The organism is Mesorhizobium sp. ZC-5 (assembly GCF_025753855.1).
GTDB lineage: Bacteria > Pseudomonadota > Alphaproteobacteria > Rhizobiales > Rhizobiaceae > Neomesorhizobium.
In genome coordinates, this window is record NZ_JAOWPT010000011.1 from 175,237 (window position 1) to 192,808 (window position 17,572).

General features: G+C 62.1%; 18 protein-coding genes. 5 read left to right on the plus strand and 13 right to left on the minus strand.

Annotated features, from left to right (window positions below):
* Positions 1–4: 4 nt before the first annotated feature.
* Positions 5–460, minus strand: a complete 456-nt coding sequence (locus OHD58_RS23810) for an RbsD/FucU family protein (protein WP_263806051.1) — start codon at positions 458–460, stop codon at positions 5–7.
* 35 nt (positions 461–495) lie between these two features.
* Complete coding sequence (locus tag OHD58_RS23815; protein WP_263806052.1) at positions 496–1,554, minus strand: ABC transporter ATP-binding protein; 1,059 nt, start codon at positions 1,552–1,554, stop codon at positions 496–498.
* A gap of 261 nt (positions 1,555–1,815) precedes the next feature.
* On the opposite strand from OHD58_RS23815, the gene OHD58_RS23820 reads away from it, so the two are divergent.
* The 3 genes from OHD58_RS23820 (at position 1,816) to OHD58_RS23830 (ending at position 5,620) form a co-directional block, all read left to right on the plus strand.
* On the plus strand, positions 1,816–3,492 hold the full coding sequence (locus tag OHD58_RS23820; RefSeq protein ID WP_263806053.1) for an ABC transporter substrate-binding protein: 1,677 nt from the start codon (positions 1,816–1,818) through the stop codon (positions 3,490–3,492).
* A gap of 126 nt (positions 3,493–3,618) precedes the next feature.
* The gene (locus OHD58_RS23825) at positions 3,619–4,707 is read left to right on the plus strand and encodes a carbohydrate ABC transporter permease (RefSeq protein WP_263806054.1); all 1,089 of its coding nucleotides are present in this window, start codon (positions 3,619–3,621) and stop codon (positions 4,705–4,707) included.
* Positions 4,708–4,744: 37 nt separating this feature from the next.
* On the plus strand, positions 4,745–5,620 hold the full coding sequence (locus OHD58_RS23830; protein ID WP_263806108.1) for a carbohydrate ABC transporter permease: 876 nt from the start codon (positions 4,745–4,747) through the stop codon (positions 5,618–5,620).
* Positions 5,621–5,628: 8 nt separating this feature from the next.
* On the opposite strand, the gene OHD58_RS23835 is transcribed toward OHD58_RS23830, so the two are convergent.
* The 4 genes from OHD58_RS23835 to OHD58_RS23850 are packed head-to-tail and all read right to left on the minus strand — an operon-like array spanning position 5,629 to position 9,832.
* Positions 5,629–6,372: a creatininase family protein gene (locus tag OHD58_RS23835; protein ID WP_263806055.1), complete on the minus strand. Its 744-nt coding sequence runs from the start codon at positions 6,370–6,372 to the stop codon at positions 5,629–5,631.
* 31 nt (positions 6,373–6,403) lie between these two features.
* On the minus strand, positions 6,404–7,897 hold the full coding sequence (locus OHD58_RS23840) for an FGGY-family carbohydrate kinase (protein WP_263806056.1): 1,494 nt from the start codon (positions 7,895–7,897) through the stop codon (positions 6,404–6,406).
* Positions 7,894–8,997, minus strand: a complete 1,104-nt coding sequence (locus OHD58_RS23845; protein ID WP_263806057.1) for a M42 family metallopeptidase — start codon at positions 8,995–8,997, stop codon at positions 7,894–7,896. Before OHD58_RS23845 ends, OHD58_RS23840 begins: the two co-directional genes overlap by 4 nt.
* Before the next feature lie 25 nt (positions 8,998–9,022).
* Positions 9,023–9,832, minus strand: coding sequence for a BtpA/SgcQ family protein (locus OHD58_RS23850; protein ID WP_263806059.1), 810 nt, complete (start codon positions 9,830–9,832; stop codon positions 9,023–9,025).
* A 136-nt stretch (positions 9,833–9,968) separates the two neighbouring features.
* Here OHD58_RS23850 and OHD58_RS23855 point away from each other — a divergent pair, with 136 nt between their 5' ends.
* Together OHD58_RS23855 and OHD58_RS23860 are read left to right on the plus strand one after the other, a co-directional pair.
* Positions 9,969–11,009 carry an aldo/keto reductase gene (locus tag OHD58_RS23855; RefSeq protein WP_263806060.1) on the plus strand — a complete coding sequence of 347 codons (1,041 nt, stop codon included), beginning with the start codon at positions 9,969–9,971 and terminating at the stop codon, positions 11,007–11,009.
* Positions 11,006–11,857 carry an amidohydrolase family protein gene (locus tag OHD58_RS23860; RefSeq protein WP_263806062.1) on the plus strand — a complete coding sequence of 284 codons (852 nt, stop codon included), beginning with the start codon at positions 11,006–11,008 and terminating at the stop codon, positions 11,855–11,857. Before OHD58_RS23855 ends, OHD58_RS23860 begins: the two co-directional genes overlap by 4 nt.
* 33 nt (positions 11,858–11,890) lie before the next feature.
* On the opposite strand, the gene OHD58_RS23865 is transcribed toward OHD58_RS23860, so the two are convergent.
* From OHD58_RS23865 to OHD58_RS23895, 7 genes are all read right to left on the minus strand, one after another.
* Positions 11,891–13,429: a UxaA family hydrolase gene (locus tag OHD58_RS23865; protein ID WP_263806064.1), complete on the minus strand. Its 1,539-nt coding sequence runs from the start codon at positions 13,427–13,429 to the stop codon at positions 11,891–11,893.
* A gap of 114 nt (positions 13,430–13,543) precedes the next feature.
* A complete protein-coding gene (locus OHD58_RS23870; RefSeq protein ID WP_263806065.1) occupies positions 13,544–13,858 on the minus strand; it encodes a hypothetical protein in 315 nt (104 codons plus the stop codon).
* A gap of 98 nt (positions 13,859–13,956) precedes the next feature.
* Positions 13,957–15,525: an MFS transporter gene (locus OHD58_RS23875; protein ID WP_263806066.1), complete on the minus strand. Its 1,569-nt coding sequence runs from the start codon at positions 15,523–15,525 to the stop codon at positions 13,957–13,959.
* Positions 15,526–15,669: 144 nt separating this feature from the next.
* The gene (locus OHD58_RS23880) at positions 15,670–16,047 is read right to left on the minus strand and encodes a VOC family protein (protein ID WP_263806068.1); all 378 of its coding nucleotides are present in this window, start codon (positions 16,045–16,047) and stop codon (positions 15,670–15,672) included.
* Positions 16,048–16,094: 47 nt separating this feature from the next.
* Complete coding sequence (locus OHD58_RS23885) at positions 16,095–16,853, minus strand: DUF899 domain-containing protein (RefSeq protein WP_263806070.1); 759 nt, start codon at positions 16,851–16,853, stop codon at positions 16,095–16,097.
* A 48-nt stretch (positions 16,854–16,901) separates the two neighbouring features.
* Positions 16,902–17,258, minus strand: coding sequence for a YciI family protein (locus tag OHD58_RS23890; RefSeq protein ID WP_263806071.1), 357 nt, complete (start codon positions 17,256–17,258; stop codon positions 16,902–16,904).
* The gene (locus tag OHD58_RS23895; protein ID WP_263806073.1) at positions 17,255–17,509 is read right to left on the minus strand and encodes a hypothetical protein; all 255 of its coding nucleotides are present in this window, start codon (positions 17,507–17,509) and stop codon (positions 17,255–17,257) included. Before OHD58_RS23895 ends, OHD58_RS23890 begins: the two co-directional genes overlap by 4 nt.
* Positions 17,510–17,572 lie beyond the last annotated feature (63 nt).

Below are 17,572 nucleotides of genomic sequence, written 5' to 3' on the forward strand. Positions count from 1 at the left end.
ACGCTCACTTGGCGTCCGGAGGCACGACGCCTTTGCGGAACGCGAAGCAGCCATAAAAGCGCCGCTCACCCGTCTGGATCACGCAGTAGGCCTGCTTGGCGCGCTCGTAGAAGGCATAGCGTTCGACCGAAATCATCGGCCAGGACTTGCCTTCGGCCTTGTCGATTTCCTTCTGCACCTCCTGCTGCACCGGCGGTATTTCATCGGGCGAGCCGACGATCTCCATGCGGCCGGCCGCGTCATCCACGAAGGTATCCAGCGGGTAGACCGACAGGACGGCCGCCGCAGCTTCCGCGGCCGTCACATTGTCGATCCTGAGAAGTTTGCCCAGCCGCGTCTGCCGCGCGATGGAATCGGAGGGGAAGTTGGTGTCGGCGATGATCAGATCGTCGCCATGCCCCATCGCCCGCAGTGCCTGCAGCACGTCGGCGTTCAACAGCGGGCTGATCCCTTTCAGCATGATTTTCTCCCTCGTCCCCGATTATCTGAAGTGGTCTAAATTCGTTGTCCGGTCTCGGCATGAAACAGATGAACCCGGTCCGGACGCGGCCTGAGATGGATGGTGTCGCCCGGCTTGAAATCGTGACGCTCGCGAAACAGCGCCACCAGCTTGTCTTCGCCCGCACGCAGGAAAACCATCGTCTCCGAACCTGTCGGCTCGACCACCGAAATCTGTGCCGGGAAACCATCCGAGGCCAGTTCGAGGTGCTCCGGCCGGATGCCGAACAGCACGGGCTGGCCGTCAGCGACCTCGTACTTTCCAGCCACGGGCAGGCTGACGCCGGCCAAGGAAACCGCCGGCTTGTCGCCGCCGGACACGGCACCCTTCAGCAGATTCATCGAGGGCGAGCCGATGAAGCCCGCCACGAAAACATTGGCCGGCCTGTCGAACAATTCGAGCGGTGCGCCGACCTGCTCGACGCGGCCGTCCTGCATGACGACAATCTTGTCGGCCATGGTCATCGCCTCGACCTGGTCGTGGGTGACGTAGACCGTGGTCGTCTTCAGCCGCTGGTGCAGTTCCTTGATCTCGGTGCGCATCTGGACGCGCAGCTTGGCGTCGAGGTTGGAAAGCGGCTCGTCGAACAGGAAGACCTGCGGGTCGCGCACGATGGCGCGCCCCATCGCAACGCGCTGCCTCTGCCCACCGGAAAGCTGGCGCGGGTAACGCTGAAGGTAAGGCTTGAGGCCGAGTATGTCGGCGGCCTTGCCGACCCGATCGGCGATTTCTTTCGGATCGGTCCGCCGCAGTTTGAGCGCGAAAGCCATGTTCTGCGCCACCGTCTTGTGCGGATAGAGCGCGTAGTTCTGGAATACCATGGCGATATCGCGTTCGGCTGGCGCCAGATTGTTGACGACCCTCTCGCCGATCGACACCTGACCGGCGGTGACGCTTTCGAGGCCGGCGATCATGCGCAGCAAGGTCGACTTGCCGCAACCGGACGGTCCGACCAGCACGACGAATTCGCCGTCGGCGATATCGATCGACACACCGTGGATGACTTCCACGGCTTCGAACGCCTTGCGCACGTCGCGAACGGTCACCTTCGCCATCGATCCTCCCATGCGGCCGGCGATTGGCCGAACGAAACGATTAGCTGACCCGCCCGCGGGTGTCCACCGCGAGAACAATCCATTGAAAATCGCCGGCGACTTGTTCCATACTGGAATGGTGTCGTTTCCGGGAGAGAGAAGGCAAGCGGCAGGTTTGGGAAGGAGCCTGCTTGCAGACTGGTTGCGTATCGCGACCGGCAGACGACCCCTCAAAGACATTCCAGCCAGACGCTGGACCAAACACTTCAGGGAGGAACTGACATGAGGAAAGAGGTCTATGACCGGCTGATGATGATGCAATCCAGCCGTCGAAACGTTTTGAAAGGCGCTGCGGCGGTTGGTGCGCTTGCCGTCGGATCGTCAGGGATCGTTGGTGCGCTGACGCGCCCGGCCAGCGCGCAGGACAATTTGCGTGCGCAGATCCTGCAGATTCCGGGTATCGGCAAGGGCCAGCCGACCGATGCCGATTTCCAGAAAGTCGGCGAACTGTGCCTCGCCGCCACCAAGGCCAATGTCACCGAAGGCGAATTCGCCGGCGTCGAACTCACCTTCATGGGGCTGAACAACCAGAACCTGCACAACGTGCTGTTCCGCGGCTTCCTGAAGCCGTGGGAGGCCTACACCGGCGCCAAGATCAACTGGATCGACCTGGCGCAGGCCGACTACAATGCCCGCCTGCAGCAATCGATCGCCACAGGAACGGTCGACTTCGACATCCTGCAGATGGGAGCGCCTTTCGAGGGCGACGTCTGCGGCAAGGGGCTGACCTCCGAGATGCCGGACTGGGTCAAGACGCAGATCGACATGCAGGACGTCGTGAGCTACCTGCAGCCGCCGGTCGGCACGTGGGACGGCAAGCAGTACCGCATCACCGTCGACGGCGACGCCCACAACTTCAACTACCGCACCGACGTATTCTCCGACGCGGCACTGGCCGAAGCCTGGAAAGCTGACGCGGGAGACAAGGCGGGACTCGCCGAATGGGGCGTACCGAAAACCTGGCAGCAGGTTCAGGCGACGACGAAGTTCCTCAAGGGCAAGCAGGTCGGCGGCCAGGATGTCTACGGCTACCTCGATGCGCCGAAAGCCTGGGGCGGCTTCGGCTTCTACTTCCTCGGCAGCCGTGCCAGCGCCTATGCCAAGCATCCGGACGACAAGGCGTGGCTGTTCGATTCCGACACCATGAAGCCGCGCATCAACAATCCGGCCTGGGTGCGGGCGATCCAGGATGTCATCGACGCGCTTCCGTCGGAACCGCCGGACCAGATCAACGCCGACCCCAACCAGACCGCGTTCCAGCAGTTCCTCGCCGGCACCGGTTCGATGGTGGTGTGGTGGGGCGACGTCGGTTCCAACGTCAAGACCAACGATTCTTCCGTGGTCGGCGACGTCACCGGCTTCTCGATCCTGCCGGGCTCGGACGATGTCTACAATTCCAAGACCAGCCAGTGGGACAAGCTGCCGAGCGGTCCGAACTATGCTCCAAACTGCGCCTATATCGGCTGGGGCATCTATGTGATGGCGCGCGTCGACAGCGACGAAAAGAAGAAGAAGGCGGCGTGGTCGGCCGCCGCGCATCTCGGCGGCAAGGACCTGTCGCTCTGGTGCGCTGCCTATCCATCAGGCTTCCAGCCCTACCGAAACAGCCATTTCGACATTCCGGAGTGGGTGGCGGCAGGCTACGACGAGGCGTTCATCTCGTCCTATCTCAAGTCGGAGGCGGATTCCTACAACCACCCGAATGCGGCGATCGAACCCCGCATCCCCGGCATCTTCCAGTATTATTCTGTCGCGGAAGACGAGTTGGCGAAAACCTTCGCCGGCCAGGGAACTGCACAGGAGGGCGCCGACCGCATCGCCTCTGCCTGGGAAAAGATCACCGACCAGATCGGGCGTGAAAACCAGATCAAGCTCTACAAGGCTTCGCTCGGCATGTAGGCGCTCATTGAGCATTGGAGGGCCGGCGACGGAGACGCCGCCGGCCATTTTGATCCAAAGCGATAGCCATAATTCAACGACAGGCAGGTCGGGTGCGCAAGATGATCTTCCACGGCGAGAGCGTGCATGACACTTGAGGTCGTGACGGACGAAATTTCCACCGCGCGGCGCAATGCTGGCAGGCTGGTCATCGCCGCCGGCTCGCTTCTGCTGGTTGCCGCGTTCGCCATGCAGATCCTCTACAAATCCGGCACGACGACGCTCGGCTACGAGACTTGGCGCGTGGTGCTCTACGCCTATGTCGCCTGGGGCATCGCACTCGGCATCGGCCAGGTGCTGATGCGCGGCGAGGCCGGCTGGCGGGCGCTATTCATCCTGCCGGCGGTGCTGTTCACCGTGGCGATGGTGATCTTCCCGACGCTGTTCGGCTTCTATATCGCCATGACCGACTGGAACCTGTCCAGCTTCAGCGGCCGCAAGTTCAACGGGCTCGCCAATCTCTGGCAGATGCTGGCCGATCCCTATTACCGCAATGCCCTGCTCAACATGGTCTTCTATGTGCTCGCCGTGCTGGTCGAATACATCGTCGCCTTCGGCCTGGCGCTGCTGCTCAACGCGCAGATCCGCGCCCGCAAATTCTTCCGCGTCGTATTCCTCCTGCCGCTGATGCTCTCGCCCGTCGCGGTCTCCTGGATGATCGGCAAATCGCTCATGGAATACCGCTTCGGCCCGGCCGCCAAGCTGGCGCGCTGGCTCGGCTGGGACACGCCAGCTTTCTTCGCCACACCCGAGATCGCCCGCCTCAGCATCATGCTCCTGGACGCCTGGACCTTCATCCCGTTCATGATGATCATGCTGCTTGCCGGCCTGCAGGCGCTGCCGAAGGATGTCATGGAGGCTGCCCATGTCGATGGCGCCACACCCTGGCAAGCCTTCTGGGGCGTCACCTTCCCGCTGATGCTACCGGTATCGATCACCGCCGTGATCCTGCGCATCATTTTCAAACTAAAGCTCGCCGACATCGTCATCAACGTCACATCGGGCGGGCCGGGTGGCGCCACCGACACGGTCACCAGCTTCATCTTTCGGGAATACCGCGACCGCTCGAATGTCGGCTACGGCACCATGCTGGCGATGGTCTATCTGATCTTGATCATCGTCTTCATCACCCTGCTCCTGAAATTCGTCAGCCGGTGGACGCGCGATGTCAACTGAAGTGGTTTCGTATGACGAGGACGCGGTGACGCCGGCCATGAAGGCGCGCTTGCTGAGCAGCCGGGTACTGATCTACGGCGCCCTGTTGCTGTGGGCGTTCATCTGCCTGTTCCCGCTCTACTGGACAGTGACGACGTCGTTCAAGGTCGCCGTCAACGTCACCCAGGGCCATCTGATCCCATGGGTCGATTTCCAGCCCGACTGGCGCGGCTGGCGCTCGCTCGGCCTGTCCCCCGACACCATCGGCACGACATCGACGGTGCGCGACGAATTCGTCAAACGCTTCACCAACAGCGTCATCACCAGCGTCTGCGCTTCACTGCTCGCCATCGTCATCGGCAGCCTTGCCGCCTACGGATTGACCCGGTTCCGCTACCGTTTCACATTCATGCGCAACGCCGACATTTCGTTCTTCTTCCTGTCGCAGCTCATCCTGCCGCCGGTCGTGCTCGCACTGCCGTTCCTCGTGCTCTACCGGGAACTCAACCTGCTCGACACGCGGATCGGACTCATCCTGCTTTATGCGCTGATGGTGTTGCCGATCGTCATCTGGATCATGCGCGACCAGTTCAACTCGATCCCGGTCGAACTCGAGGAGGCAGCGCTCGTCGACGGCCTGTCGATCTGGGGCGCTTTCTTCCAGATCGTGCTGCCCATAGCACTGCCCGGCATGGTCGCCGCCTTCGTGCTGTCGCTGGTGCTGTGCTGGAACGAGTATTTCTTCGCGGCGCTGCTGACCAGCACCGACGCCAAGACCTTGCCGGTGATGGTGGCCAGCCAGACCGGCTCGCAAGGCATCAACTGGTGGTCGATGGCCGCGCTCTCGACCGCCGCCATCGCGCCGCTGGTCATCATCGGCATCGTGCTTGAGCGCTACATCATCCAGGGCATGACGGCCGGCGCGGTGAAATAGAACGCGACCTACGCTGTCAGCACCGCCCGCATGTGGGCGAGGATCAGGTCGCGGCCCTTGCGGCCCAACTCGGCCGAAGCGTCTTTCGCGGTCGCCGTGTACCAGCCCTTGTTGTCGCCGAATTTTTCCATCTCCACCGCCTCCGGGCACAGCGCCATCATCAGCGACGTCTCGCCGATCCCGGCGTGATCGAAGGGATACTCGCGCATGATTTCCGCGGTCATCAGCGGATGGGCCTTGATCCAGTTGAAGGGATCGCTGCCCGTCGCATGCTGCGCATAGTAGTCGGCCATTTTCTTGTCGCCCCACCAGCCCTCGCCGCGCTGCTTTTCCAGGAAGCGGAAGATCGCCTGCCGCGCAGCGAGCTTGAAGGCCAGATCTGTCGGCATCCCGGCGGCGAAATTCTCAGTCTGGTGATGAACGAAAACATGCATGTTGCGGAAACCTATCCGCAGCAGCCCGTGGAACAGCTCTTCGGCGAACGGCATCAGCTTGCCGGCGTCGACCTGCACCGAACCGTTCCCTTCCGGCGGTTCGACAGCATAGCTCGCGGCGCCATAATAGAATGGCGGCAGGATGATGATATCCATCTCCGCCTCGATGAGCTCCACCATCTTGATGACAGCGATCGTGTCCATGCCGAAGGCCATGTGTTCGCCGTGATATTCGAGCACGCCGAGCGGCAGGACGACCGGCCAGTTCCCGTCGATCGCCCTGCGCAATTGGTGCGGCAGCATCAGTTCGTAACGCATGATCTTGCTTAGCCTCGGGTGGAAAATGGCCTCAGGAAAGCTCCGCCATCAGGTCCTTGGTCTGCCGGTACAGCGCCTTGAACACATCGTACTGGCGTCCGTAGACCGCGCGGTTGCGCTTGTCGGGGGCGATCCGCCGCGCCACCGGATTCCAGGCAAGGATATCCTTCTTGCGTAGATCGCCGACGGCAAGTGCTGCAAGGAATGCGTCGCCATAACAGGCGCCGACCGTCTTCTGGCAGACAATCTGCGCCAGACCCGAAATATCCGAGGTCGCCTGCGCCCATACAGCGTTCTTGGTACCGCCGCCTACCGCCAGCAGTTTCTTCGGCAGGTGGCCGATGTCGCGATGCGTCTCGAAGATATGGTTGGTCCCGAAAGCGATGCCTTCGAGCAGCGCCCGATAGATGTCGCCGCGCGTGTGGGTGAGATTCAGCCCGAAAAGGGTGCCCTTGGCAGCGGGGTCGTGGATCGGCGTCCGTTCCCCGGAGAAATACGGCAGCATCACCAATCCACGTGCGCCCGGCGGCGATTTTTCAGCCTCCCGCATCAGCTTGCCGAAGGCGCCCGCGGGAGCCAATTCGCGCGCCGCCTGGTCACGGAACCAGTGCGTAAGCGTGCCTGAGGTAGCGAGTCCGGCCATCGACGCGTGTTCGCCGCGAAACAGCCATGGCGCATACCACAGCCGCGGATCCTCGATGCGCGCCCTGGACAGCATGATGGTGAAGATGGTCGAGCCATACATGACCATCATGTCGCCGGCGCCGATCACGCCTACACTCAGCGCTTCGGACGCCGCATCGATGGTGCCGGCGATCACCGGCGTACCCTCGGCAAGACCGGTCGCACGCGCCGCTTTTCGTGTGATCCGGCCGGCAATGTCGGTCGACCACAAGAGCTTCGGCAAGCGATCGAGTCCGATAATATCGGCCGAAAGTTCATCGCTCCAGTTCTGCTTGCCGACATCGTAGAGCGGCGAGAAATTCGCCGCCGAATAATGGTCGATGACGCATTCGCCGGTGAGTTTCTGGACGAGGTAGGTGGTCGAGGTGACGATCTTCGCCGCCTTGGCGAAAATTTCCGGACGGTTCTTTTTCAGCCACAGGATTTTCGGCCCGACCGACTGCGCGGTCAGCGCATTGCCGCAACGAGCCAGGATCCGCTCCGGCCCGATCGCCTCGTTCAGTTCTTCGATCTCCTTCGCCGCGCGTGCATCGACGCCGTAGAGCGCGGCATTCGAAAGCGCTTCTCCGTCGGCGTCGACGGGCAGCATGCAAGGGCCGATGGCGCTTGCGCCAACGCAGCGGATCGCCTTCGGATCGATCTTTGCCTCTGCAAGCATCTCCTTGCAGATGAAGGTGAAATCGCCCCACCAGTCCTGCTTCGGACGATGTTCGGCCCAGCCCGGCTTCGGCACCAGCATCTTGTGCGGCCTGGCGGCACTGGCGACGATCCGGCCCGACTGGTCGACGATGACGCCTTTCGATTCGAAGGTGCCGATGTCGATGCCGAGATAATGGTTCATTGGATATGGTCGTCCCGGTCGAGGCTGAAACCCGGACCGATGCCCGAAATGCCTTCGACCAGAAGCCGCGTCAGTGCTTCGAGATCGCCAAGGTCGCAGACTTCCAGCGAAGAGTGCGAATAGCGCATGGGGAAACCGAGATCGATCGAGGCGACGCCGCCGCCGACCAGTTGCACATACGCGGAATCGGTCAGTGCGCCAGTGTGGGCGCTGCGCTGCAGCGGCATTTTCAGTCGCCCGGCTGTCTTGTCGAACAGCGTCACCAGCGCTGGATGCGGGATGGTACCGTTGAGGGTTCCGCGACCGTGGAAGGAATACATGCTCATTGCCGGTCCGCCGCCGAGCCGCACGTCACCGCGATAGCCCATGTCCGGCGTGTCGGTTGCAAGCAACAGGTCGAGCTGGATGGCAATATCGGGCTGCAGTACCTGCGCCGCCGTTAGCGCGCCGCGCAGGTTGAATTCCTCCTGTACCGAAAAGACGAAGTGCACGGTTGGCCGTTTCTTCATCCTACCCAGCGCACGCGCCACTTCGACGATGACCGCGCAGCCGGCGCGATCGTCCACGGCGCTGCCGGCGATGCGGGTCTCCGACAGCGCGACGACATTGGGGCGATAGATCACCGGCATACCGATATCGACGCCGGCGGCAAGAACCTCGTAAGCCGAACCGAAACCAGTATCGATATAGAGGTCGGAATACGGCACAACCTTGTACTTTTCCTCGGGCATGGTCGCATGATGGCTCTTGTTGGCGATGATGCCGGCAACATCGCGTCCCTCGCCAACGCACAAAAGAACCGCCTGCGATGGCAGCGCCCGCTCGGGCACTCCGCCCAGCCGCTCTACACGGATGAAGCCGTTTGCCTCGATCTTGCGCACCACGAAACCAAGCTGGTCCATATGTGCAAACAGCATGACGCTCGGCGCATCGGCATGACCTTCGAGCGTCGCGATCAGGTTGCCCAGCCGATCGGTGCGGGTCTCAAGTCCCAGGCCAGTCAATTCGCGCGCCAGATAGCGCCGCACGCGGCCCTCATAGCCGCTCAAGCCCGGAATAAGCATCAGTTCGGTCAGCAAGGTCCGCAGCCGGTCTTTCATGTGCTTCTTGCCCTGCATTCGGTCCCTAGCCCCGCGCGGCTCTGACGAGCCGCATGAACTCACTGGCACGGTCGGGATCGACCGCGTTCCAGGTGTTGCCGTCGACCTTCAGCGACGAGCCGACGATGCAGCCATCGGCAATCCTGAGCACGTCGCCGACCGTCGCGTGCTTGACGCCGGTATTGGCGAGCACCGGCGTGTCGGGCAGCACCTTTTTCACCGCCTCGAGGTCACTGAGTGCGGCCGCCTCACCGGTAATCTGACCTGAAACCAGGATGGCATCCGGGATGCTGGAAAACACCGCGCTGCGTGCCCGGTCCGGCAGGCTGCGCTGGTCGAGCGAATGGGCGAATTCAGCCGAGACGTTGTAGAGCATAGCGAGGTCGGAGCGGTGCAGCCGGTCGCGGTAGCGCATTGCCTTGCCGGCGTCCGGCGTCCAGGAACCCATGTCGGATGCGTAGGTGCCGGTGAATATCTCGCGCACGAAGGACGCGCCGGTCGCTGCGGCAAGCGCGATCGAACTCATCGGATCCCACAGCACGTTGACCCCGAACGGGATCTTCATCGTTTCGCGGACGCGGCCGATGACATAGGCCATGGTGGCGGTCGAGGCCGTATCGACGTCGAACTCGTAAGGCCGGTCGTTCTCGTTGCCGAACATCACGGCATCGAAGCCGGCGTCCTGCAGCGCCTTCAAATCCTTGGACACGCCATCGATCAGGCCCTCCACGCCGCCTTTGGCATCGTAGAGCGGCGAGCCCGGCAGGGCACCAAAATGCACCATTGCGATCACCGGTTTTGCCGTGCCGAACACGCGTCTGAACTTTTCGGTCATCGCCTCCCCTTCGGCCCCTCTCGGCCGCCGCGATGCTAGCAACGCACCTATCCACTGTCCAATGGTCCACCGGGCTTTTGGCGATGGATCATTGTGCTAGTTTGCGCGCCAGGCGGAGTGAGCAGGAGCATTTTTCATGAAGACCAGGCGTTGGCGGCGAAGCGGAAGTGAACGACTGGAATTCACCGAACTCGGGTTCGGTGCCGCACCGGTGGCCAATCTCTATCGCGCGATATCGGATGAGGATGCGCACGCCGTCCTTTGCGAAGCCTGGGACACCGGCAGCCGTTATTTCGACACCGCGCCGCTCTATGGACTCGGCCTTTCCGAGACGCGGCTCAACCGCTTCCTGCGCGGCAAACGGCGCGACGATTATCTGCTGTCCAGCAAGGTCGGCCGCGTCCTCAAGGTCTGCGCGCCGGAGGAGCGCACCGGGATCGGAAAGTTCTTCGACACGCCGACTAGGCGCGAGCACTACGATTACAGCCATGACGGCATCATGCGTTCATTCGAGGCGTCGCTTGAACGGCTCGGCGTCGACCGGATCGACATCCTGTATGTCCACGATCTCGACCTCTTCACACACGGCACGCAGGATGTTGTCGATGCGAAGCGTTCCGAGTTCATGAAGTCGGGGTATGCCGCCCTGCTCTCGCTACGCGACCAGAAAGTCATCAAGGCGTTCGGTGGCGGCATCAATGAATCGGAAGCCTGCCAGTGGCTGGCCGAGCGCGGCGATTTCGACCTGTTCCTGCTCGCCGGGCGCTACACGCTGCTGGAACAGGGCGCGCTCGATACGCTGCTGCCGCTTTGCGAGCAGCGCGGCATCGGCATCGTGCTCGGCGGGCCGTACAATTCAGGCATACTGGCGGGAGGACCGAAGCCCGGGGCCTTTTACAATTACTCCGAGGCACCCCAATCCGTGCTCGACAAAGCCGCCCGGATAGAAGCGGCATGTCACCGATACGGCGTGAAGCTCATCGAGGCCGCGCTGCAGTTCCCGCTTCTCCATCCATCCGTGGTCTCGGTGATCCCGGGCGGACAGACCGTCGATCAGGTTCGCGGAAACCGCTCCATTCTCGATGCCGAAATACCGCCGGCGCTTTGGGATGAACTGAAGGCCGAGGGCCTGATCCGTCCGGACGCGCCGACCGAGCCAAGAGAAGCCGCCGCATGACCCCCCGTATCGACGCCCATCATCACTTCTGGAACCCGGCTCGGGGCGACTACGACTGGATGCCGAAGGACAACGCCGTTCTCAACCGGTCCTATCTGCCGCACGACTTTGCACCGCATCTGGCAGAAGCCGGTATCGGCAGCACCGTGCTCGTGCAGGCCGCCGCGACAGTCGAGGAAACCGAATACATGATCGGCATCGCCGACGCGACCGGCAGCGTCGCCGCCGTCGTCGGGTGGATCGATTTCGAGGACCGTAGCCACCTCAAGCATCTGGAACGTCTGCGCGATCATCCGAAATTCGTCGGCGTGCGGCCGATGATCCAGGACATTCCCGATGTCGACTGGATGCTGCGAGACGATGTGCAATGGGCCTATTCCGCGCTGGTCGACCTCGACCTCACCTTCGACGCGCTGGGTTTTTCGCGGCATCTCGTCAATTTCCTCGCGCTCCTCAAGCGCTATCCGAAACTCCGCGTCGTCGTCGACCATTGCATGAAGCCGCAGATCAGGGACCATGGAACGACGCGCGAAGAGTTCGCCTTGTGGGCGGAAGGCATGGCCCGCATCGCCGACGAAACGACCGCGTTCTGCAAATTCTCAGGGCTGGTGACAGAAGCAAACGAAGGCTGGACCGTTGACGACCTTCGGCCCTACGCAGCGCATCTCCTGCAAGTTTTCGGGCCTGACAGGCTGATGTGGGGGTCAGACTGGCCGGTGTGCCTGTTGCGCGCGGATTATCGCGACTGGCACCAGGCCGCACAAACGCTCATGGCCGAATTGAGCGATCCCGGCAAGGAACAGGTCTTCGGCGGCACCGCCGCGCGCTTCTATGGGATAAAGTCCTGACGGCCGGCTGCTCGGCCATCAGTAAGCAAACGCTTACATGACCGCGCCGAGCTGCCACGGTACATACTCATTGTCGCCGAGGCCGAGATTTTCGCTCTTGCTCTTCTCGCCGGACGCGACCGCCAGAATGCGGTCGATGATCTGCCGCCCCTTTTCCTCGATCGGCACGCCATCGTCGATGATGTCGCCGCAGTTCAGGTCCATGTCCTCCTCGAGTTGGCGGTACATGGCGGAGTTGGTCGCGAGCTTGATGGTCGGGGCAGGCTTGGAGCCGAAGGCCGAGCCGCGGCCGGTCGTGAAGACGATGATCTGCGAACCCGAAGCGATCTGGCCGGTGGCAGAAACCGGATCGTACCCAGGCGAATCCATGAACACGAAGCCGGGTTTCTTGACCCGCTCGGCGTAGAGCAGCACATCGGAAAGCGCCAGCGTGCCGCCCTTGGCCGCCGCCCCGAGCGACTTTTCAAGGATGGTCGTCAGTCCGCCCGCCTTGTTTCCCGGCGACGGATTGTTGTCCATCGAGCCGCCGTTCATCTGCGTGTAGTTCTCCCACCAGCGGATACGCTCGATCAGCTTGTCGCCGACCTCCTGCGAGGCGGCGCGGCGCACCAGCAATTGCTCGGCGCCATAGATTTCTGGCGTTTCGGAGAGCAGCGCCGTACCGCCATTGCGCACAAGGATGTCGGTTGCAGCCCCCAGCGCCGGGTTGGCAGTCACGCCCGAAAAGCCGTCGGAGCCGCCGCACTGCAGCCCGATCACCAGTTCGCTCACCGGGATGGGTTCGCGCCTGACAGCGTTGACGGCGGGCAGCAGTTCCTTGATCGCCGCGATGCCCGCCTCGATCGTCTTTCGCGTGCCGCCGGTTTCCTGGATGGTCAGGCCGTGGAAGCGTTCCTCGCCCCGCGACCCGAACATGGAGCGCATGCGGCCGACCTGCATGACCTCGCAGCCAAGCCCGATGAAGATCGCGGCGCCGACATTCGGATGCGTCGCGTGACCCCAAAGCACCCGCTGCAATGTGTCGTAACCTTCGCCTGACGCGGCCATGCCGCAGCCGGTTCCGTGCGCCAGCGCGATGACGCCGTCGATGTTAGGATAGTCGTCGAGCGCACCGGTGCGATTGAAGTGGTCGGCGATGTGACGAACGACGGTCGCGGAACAATTCACCGTGGCGCACAGCGCTATGTAGTTGCGGGTGGCCGCGCCGCCGTCGCCGCGCCGGTAGCCGCGGAAGGTCAGTCGCTCGTTTTCGGGAACGTACTCGACCGGCCGGAAGTCCTGACCAACATGGTAATGCTGGTCATGCGCCCCCATCAGGCAATTGTGCGTGTGAATGTGTTCACCGGCGGCGATAGGGCGGCTGGCATAGCCAATGATCTGCCCGAATTTGAAGATGGGTTTGCCTTCAGCGATATCGGCCGTCGCGATTTTATGTCCCGACGGCACCAGCCGCTCCAGGGCAACACCTGTGCCCGCCGGGCGCTGTCCGGCCCCAAACGCCTTGGTCAGAACGACCACGTTGTCGTTCCCATGCAGGCGAATTACGCCGTCCATTGACATCCCGCTCGACATTCCATTTCTCCGAAAGCTCAACTTTCGCTGATTTGAGCCTTCTTCATCAGCGAAGCAAGCATACACCGCTCCTGAGACTCGGGAAAATCGCACAGAATTGCGTTGTCGCCCGGCTCAGAAGCAGGTGGTCACGAGCCTGTTGCGTGTAAGGCGCTGCTGGCAACCCTGTTGCAGGCGGGGTATTTTCAGCCGCTGCGGCTCGACACGCGGCCGGTCCTGCTCCCGGTACTGCTGCTGCTGGCGTTGAAAGTCCCGCCTGCCCTGGATGCGATCCAGTGCCTGCAATTCGCCCGGAGCAATAATCCTGCTTCGCTCGGCGCGGTTCAGCGGATCAGTCGAGAAGGTTTGCGCCGGAACAGCTACCACTGCGGCAACCAACACAACCATAGACAGAAAGATCGTTTCGACGGCCCGAACCGGCAACCGCATCCGCTTTTCCTCGTGCGCGGAGAAACCCGCTTCGCCTGAATGTAGTGCGGACGGTCCCGCCTTTCCACCCGATGAACCGGATGGGAGAGTTTTGCACGTCAACCGGTAGACTGCGGAGCCGGTTCCTTGACCGCACCGCTCCCCGCGACCTCGGCCTGCGAACGCCGCAGCAGAATTAGCGCCAGAATTGCCGCCGCCACGGCGATGACAGCGCTCAACGCCATCGTCAGTTGCAGCGCCTCGGTGAACGACTGGCGCGCGACAGCCAGCAACTCCTCTCCAGCTTCGGTGGGCAATTGCCCGGCCATCGCCACCGCAGCGCCGAGCGTATCGCGCGCTGCGTTCAAAGCTTCCGGCGACGTGCCCACCGCCCCGACATCGGCCATGCTGCCGCGGTAGATCGCCGTGATCACGCTGCCAAGCACGGCGATACCAAGCGCGCCGCCAAATTCCGTGCTGGTTTCGGCGATCCCGGACGCGGCGCCGGCCTTCTCGGGCGCCACCGAGCCAATGATGAGGTCCGTTGTCATGGTAAAGGCCGGCGCCATACCGACCGAGAAAACGACGTAGCCGATCACCACCACGGCGAGTTCGTTCGGGCCGCCTATCCGGGTCAGCAAAGCAAAGCCAAGAGCGGCGATGAGCAATCCGCCGGCCATTACATGTGAGGGGCGGAACCTCCGCGCGATCGCCGGCGACAGCATCGAACCAGCAATGAAGCCTATTGCAGAAGGCGCGGTCCAAAGCCCAGCCTCCAGCGGCCCCATGCCGAGCACCAGTTGCAGGTACTGGGCGATGAAAAGGAATGCCGAGAACGCGATGAAGAAGGCGAGGATGTTGATCGACAGCGAGGCCGTGAATGCCGGCGAACGAAATATGCTCATGTCGATCAAAGGGATAGCGAGCCTTTGCTGGCGGCGCACGAACGCAAAACCGACGATCAGACCTGCGAGGATCACGGCAACCGGCAGCCAGCCAGCACCATGTTCGGCGAACTGCTTGATGCCGTAGATGACCGCAAGCACGGAAAGCAGCGACAAGGCAGCACTGGTCAGATCTAGCCTGCCAGCTTCAGGGTCACGGTATTCCGGCAGCAACAGCGGACCGACGACAAGCAGCAGGGCCATCACCGGGAGGGCGATCAGGAACACCGAACCCCACCAGAAATATTCGAGCAGCGCGCCTCCGACCAGCGGACCGATGGCGCCACCAGCCGAAAAACTGGCGATCCATACTCCGATGGCGAAACTGCGCTGCCGATCGTCGAGAAACATGTTGCGCAGCAGCGACAGCGTCGAGGGCGCCAGCGTCGCCGCGGCGACGCCGAGCAGCGCGCGCGCCGCAATCAGCATTTCGGCGCTTGTCGAAAACGCTGCGAAGATGGAGGCGGCGCCGAAGGCTACCGCCCCGATCATCAACAGCTTGCGGCGGCCGATTCGATCGCCAAGCGTGCCCATCGTGATCAGCGACCCGGCAACGAGGAAACCGTAGATGTCGACGATCCACAGCAGTTGCGAACTTGTGGGTTTCAAGTCCGCAGCGAGATGCGGCACAGCGAGGTTCAGTACCGTCAGGTCCATCGAATAAAGCAGGCAAGGCAGTGCCAGAACCGCAAGACCGATCCACTCGCGGCGTCCGGCCATGGGAGCAACAGGATTGACGGGCATATCGATGGTCCTTTGTCGGATACAGATTGCCGAAGCGGATTGCAGGCAAAGTAGCTCATGCCTCCTGACAGCTATCTGTCAGGAGCATCGGATCGGCCGCGATTTGTGGTAGAAGCGAGCCGCGACGCCCGCCAACTGCCAAGCCTATCCGTTCACGACGGCGTGGATGTTTCCGTCAGGATCCTTGAACCATGCCGCCTTGATGGCGCCGGTCACATGCACGTCGCCTTCCATGGCCATGCCCGGAAAATCGTAGCGTTCGAAGGCAACGCCTTTCGCCTTCAAGGCCTGGACGATATCAGCGATACCGTCGCCGACCACCCAGGTTACAGCGGTTGCCTTGTTGGTTCCGGCAAGCTCGGATTCATAGACGAAAAGCGTCGACCGCCCGGCGGAATAGGTGACCACGCCTGGCTCTTCGCCATCGAGCGATTTCAGGCCAAGCTTGCCTTCGTAAAAGGCCCTTGCGGTTTTGAGGTCGCGGACAGCGACTGTTGCGACCGCATCTTTGTTCTCAAGCATGGCGTTCTCCTTTCGCTATAGTGCTGCCTGATGCGGGTGGTACGCTGTCAGCCAGCCGCGCAACAACAGGCATCGGGTTCGCTGGAACCGGCGACAGATACTTTCTTCTCATACTTGTCGTGGTGCCTGACCCAGTCGGTGAGATCACCGTTCGGACCGGTCTCGTCACGCCCCTTCGGCGTCAGGTCGAGGTAGTTGTAGGCGCCGATCAGTAGCTCGTCGCCACGGCCGAACGATGAAAACACATGAAAGACGTCGCCGCTCTCGTCTTTGTAGAAAGTGCTGATCCCCGGCAGTTCGGAGCTCGAATTCTCGATCAGCCGATAGTTGTAGTAGACCTCGCCCCCGGCCAGGTCTTCCGGCCGGAAGGAGACGTGGAAGTCGAAATTGAAGTCGCTGTCGAACGACGACACCCAGTTGAAGTACCAGTCCATGCGGCGCTTGTAGGCCTCGATCTTGCCGATCGGCGCGCGGGAGACGGCTGCGAAAGTCACATCGCGATGCTCGAAATGCTGGCGGGCGGCATCGACATGGTCGGCCTGGAAGGAACAGCCGACACAGCCTTCCTGCCAGTCCGGAGCGAACATGAAATGCTGCACGATCAACTGGCTGCGATTTTCGAAGAGATCGGCGAGTGTCTTCTTGCCGTCGACGCTGTCGAAGACATAGTGCTTGTCGACCTTCACCCAGGGTAGCGCACGGCGCTCGGCGCTCAGTTCGTCACGGAAGCGGGTGAGTTCTTTTTCGCGGGCGAGATGAGCCTTCTGCGCGGCGACCCATTCGTCGCGGGGTACGATATTTGTCATTTCTGCCTCCATGACTTGCCTGGATATTATCGGACGCCGGACGCCGGATCAGTCCTCGCCCAACTTCATGATCGGCCGCACTTCGATCGTTCCGAGACGGGCCAGCGGGATTTTCTTGGCGATTTCGATCGCCTCGTCCTTGTCCCTGGTTTCGACCATGACGAAACCGAGCAACTGCTCCTTGGTCTCTGCGAACGGGCCATCGAGGATGTCGACCTGGTCGTCCCTGATCCGAATGCATGTGGCCGTCTGGACGGACTGGAGCGCCTGCGCAGCGATCAGGTGGCCGCTTCGCTCGAGCTCCTTGTCATAGCCGATGGAGTCGCTGTCGAGACGCTCCATTTCCGTCTTCGACATCGCGTCGAGCGTTCGCTCTTCACCATAGACAAGGCACAGGAATTTCATCGAGTTACTCCATGTTGCGAAATGGGCTGATGTGATGCCTGCTGGCTGGCCGCCATGCGGACTTGTCCGGCCGAAATGTCCAGGAACAGGAAGAAAAGGCTGAGCATCCCCAAAGCCGAAACCAGCCCGAGCAGTCCGGACCGCCCCGCCTGGCGGCGTTCCACTTGATCATTCGCAGCATACTTGTCGCCGCGGATCGCGTGCACCCTGGTGAACTGGCCCAACGCTATGGCAGTGTCGAAAGCGAGCATCACAATCTCCTGTCGGGCCGCAGCCACTCCAATCCGTCGATGCAAGGACGAACGGGAAGCGGC